Raw genomic sequence first — 3,770 nt, 5'->3', positions numbered from 1 at the left:
CCTACCCCCTCCAGGGCCCCCTCCTGGGGCCGCACTCTCGGCTTTCCCCGGTGACCATCCCCGGACACCCCCGGCGTGACGTCCCCGCCGATCTCCGTCAATCTCCGCCATCCCGCGGCGTGACTTCCTTCCGGCGCTATTCTCCGCAGGAAGCACCCATTTCCCATTCCGGAACATCGTGGAAATCAGCGGCTCGGTCCTTCCGCTGGTAGGGATGTGCAAGCCCCGGGAGTGAGGCTCTTAACTCCGAGTGGTAGAGGAACCTCACCGACTGCTCCCTGTACATCTGCGGCTGCGAATAGTAGTGAGATGCTTTTGGGCATGGCAGTCGTACCCGCTCCCCGCCCCCTCCTGGGAGCTGTGCTTCTGTTGTTCGTCAGCGCCGCTTGGGGGTCGGCCTTTCCGCTGATGAAGGATCTCATCGACCGGTTACCAGTGGAGGATCTGCTCGCCGAGCGTTATCTGATGGCCGCGCTGACGCTCCTCCTCATCAGGCCGAACTGCCTTCGGGGGCTTTCACGGGGTGTGTGGATCAACGGGGTCGTTCTCGGGATCATGTTCGGGGTCGGGCAGACGGCCCAGGCCATCGCGCTGGACAGCCTGCCGTCGGCCGTGTCGGGGTTCGCCGTCGGGTGCAGCGTCGTGATCACGCCGATCCTGGCGCTCGTCGTCTTCAAGTCCCGGGTGCCGCGCCGGATCTGGGCGGGCGTGGCGCTGGCCGTGGCCGGCATGACGGCGTTCACGCTGATGCAAGGGGTGGAAGAGCACGAGTTCTCGGTGGTCGCGCTCGCGGCCACGATCTTCGCGGCCGGGCTCTACTCCGGCCACACGCTCATGCTCGGTCAGTTGTCCAAGCGCCGCACGTTCCACCCGTACGCGCTGACCGTGATCCAGCTCTTCAGCATCGGGCTGCTCACCGGGGCGTTCGGGGCGCGCGACGGGATCTCCGTGCCGGCCGACGCACCGGACTGGCTGCTGCTGGCGCATCTGTCCGTGGTCTCGTGCGCGTTGGGGTTCCTGGCCCGCTCGTACGGTCAGGCGCACGTGTCTCCCGTGTCGAGCGCGATCCTGATGTCGTCGCAGCCCGTGTGGGTGGCGATGATCGCGGTGATCTGGTTCAACGAGCAGGTGGGCTGGAGCATGGTGGTGGGCGGCGGGCTGATGGCGGGGGCGATGTTGCTCGCGCTGCCGGCCCGGGTGGCGGCGCTGGGCAAGGAGCCCAAGTGCAAGAACCACGAGCTTCTCGTCGTCTCCCGCGCGGCCGCCAAGGCGCTGGCGGACCTGAAGATCAAACGTGTGGATCCGCTGCGGCTCGACAGGGCGGCGGCGGTGACGCCGTATGTCGCCAGGGGCGCATGTGCGGACGTCGCGTCCTGCCCCTGGAACACCCGCTCGCTCAAGGGCGGCGGGGAGCCCAGCGTGGAGCGGCTGATCGAACGGGCCACTCTCATCGTCCGCGCCAGGAACCTGATGGGGCCTGGCTGCTGCCGGTCGGTCACGTTGCTCGGTCGCTGTCTGTGCGACTTGATGCGAGAATCCGAGCAGGCACGCACCACCGGATGGCTACGGTGGTTTCGGTCCAAATAGGTTACATTATCCAATCAAAAGGCAACCTCTTTTTATCCATTCGCCTCGGGCTTATTCACCGTGAACCTTGATATTCGTGGGAGTGCCCTAATAATAGGGAGTCACCCCCGGAGTGGAGAGGTACGCGTCATGAAGCGCATCGTCGTCCGCAAGCCTGGAACCGCAAGGCTCGCAGGGACCTCCAGCGTCATTCACAAGGGGTGACTGAGGCGAGGTCCCATCTCAGAGTCCAGGGCGAACCACCTTCCCAATGGGGGGCCGCGCGGCTGCTGATGCCACCGATAGACGGGCATCGCCGGCCGCGTGGCCCCTACACGGTCGCCGCGGCCCTGCTGCGTCATCTGGTGCCGCCGGCCCTGGAACGATCCGCCGATCTGGTGGGGGCGCATGACATCGAGATCCTGGCGGCGGCGCCCGAGCTGGCCGATCTGGTCCCGCCCGGGCGAGCCACGATCGACGCAAGGCTGACCGACGACGAGCGCATCCTCGTGCCCGCACCCCGCCGCACACTGAGGCTGGCCAACGGGATCACGGAGTTCGTCCGCGACGCCGTGCCCCCCGGGCGGGCGGTGGCCGTGTACAACGTCGCCGAGGCCGACCCGACGGACCTGGAGCTGCTCGACGTCATGACGCGGCGGATCCCGCCCGCCACGCTGGCGATCATGTCGTACTCGGACGGCCCCGAGCACCCTCCCGACAATCGCGACACCGACGAGTTGTGGGCGATGGTGGACCGCTCCATGCGGGAGGGCTTCCTGCACGCTGTCGTCGAGCTCGGCGAGCGCGGCATGGCCCGCACCGAGCCCGGCGGGGCGCGGTGGTGGTCCTTCGCCCAGCGCACCGCGACCGCGCTCGGCGGGCTCGGCCGCACCGCGGAGGCTCGCGCGGTGTGGGACCAGGTGCGTGCGGTCAGCCAGGATCCGGCGATGCACGCCGCCAGCGCGTACGGCACCGCCATGCTCGACGCCCGCCACCCCGATCCCGAGCGGCGCGACCTGGCCCGGGCCAGACGCTGGATCAACGAGGCGATCGCCATCTCGACCATCTTGCCCGACCCCGCCGAGCGGGCCTTCAAACTCGGCTTCGACCGCAACGGGCTGGCCTTGATCGAGCTGCGGCACGGGCGGCTCGACGCCGCGTTGTCGCTGGTCGAGTCGGCCATCGAGCTGGCGCGCGAGCTGGGGGAGCGGCATCCGCTGCACCGGATGGTGTTGCTGGCCAACCGGGCTCAGCTACTGGCCGCGCTCGGGCACACCAAGGAGGCCCTGGAGGATTACGCGGCCGCGATCACCATCGACCGCGCCTTTCCCGACTACTACGTGGAACGCGGGAACCTGCTGTTCAAGCTCGGGCAGTACGAGGAGGCCCTGGCGGACTACGAGCGGGCGATGCGGGCCGGGCCGCCGCTGCCGGAGGCGTACTACAACCGGGCCGAGTTGCGTACCGTGCGGGGCGACACCGGGGGCGCGCTCGCCGACCTGGGCCGGGTGATCGAGCTGGATCCCGGCTACCTCGACGCCTACATCAACCGCGCCGGGCTGCTGGCCGCGGCGGGCAGGGACGAGGAGGCCAAGGCCGACGTCACGGCCGGGCTCGCCCTCGTGCCCGCCAACCCGCACCTGCTCACCGTCCTCGGGCAGCTGGAGACGGCGGCCGGCCGGCTCGCCGAGGCCAGGACGGCGCTGGACGTGGCCGTGGAGGGCGCGCCCGGGCTGGCGGCGGCGTGGGGGAACCGGGGGGTGTTGCGGTACACGGCCGGGGACGTGGAGGGCGCGGTCGAGGACCTGAGCCGGGCCATCGAGCTGCAGCCGCAGCCGGACCTCTACGTCAACCGGGCCATCGCGCTGCGGGCGCTGGGCCGTGATGCCGAGGCCGAGGCGGACGACCGCCGGGCGAGTCTCTTCTCCTGACCTCTGCGGGTGGGAACATTGGTGGCATGACGGGGCGAACGGGGCGGGCGGCTGTGGTGTGCGCGGCCCTGGGGGTGCTGTGGTGGGCGACCGTCCGCCTGGCCTGGGCCGGTGTGGGCTGCGCGGACTGGGGGTGCCTGGTCCCGGCCGTATGGCACCAGCCTGACCGGACCCACGAGGCGGCAGGGCTGGCGGGTGTCCTCGTTGAGCTGTAACCGCTCGCCGGCCACGCCGCCGAACACCATCGCACCCAGCCGCCCGCAGCCGGCCGGC

Annotated in this window: 3 protein-coding genes; all 3 read left to right on the top strand. The window is 69.9% G+C overall.

Translation table 11 applies throughout. The annotated features are described in order from the left end of the window. Positions 1–321: 321 nt before the first annotated feature. The 3 genes from ETD86_RS53080 to ETD86_RS58870 all read left to right on the top strand — a co-directional run bounded on the left by ETD86_RS53080 (position 322) and on the right by ETD86_RS58870 (position 3,712). On the top strand, positions 322–1,587 hold the full coding sequence (locus ETD86_RS53080) for a DMT family transporter (RefSeq protein WP_170223793.1): 1,266 nt from the start codon (positions 322–324) through the stop codon (positions 1,585–1,587). A 272-nt stretch (positions 1,588–1,859) separates the two neighbouring features. Continuing rightward, positions 1,860–3,497 carry a tetratricopeptide repeat protein gene (locus ETD86_RS53075; protein WP_138674189.1) on the top strand — a complete coding sequence of 546 codons (1,638 nt, stop codon included), beginning with the start codon at positions 1,860–1,862 and terminating at the stop codon, positions 3,495–3,497. 26 nt (positions 3,498–3,523) lie between these two features. Further along, positions 3,524–3,712, top strand: coding sequence for a hypothetical protein (locus tag ETD86_RS58870; RefSeq protein WP_170223792.1), 189 nt, complete (start codon positions 3,524–3,526; stop codon positions 3,710–3,712). Positions 3,713–3,770 lie beyond the last annotated feature (58 nt).

The organism is Nonomuraea turkmeniaca (genome assembly GCF_005889735.1).
Lineage (GTDB): Bacteria > Actinomycetota > Actinomycetes > Streptosporangiales > Streptosporangiaceae > Nonomuraea > Nonomuraea turkmeniaca.
This window is presented reverse-complemented; position numbering and strand designations above follow the sequence as displayed.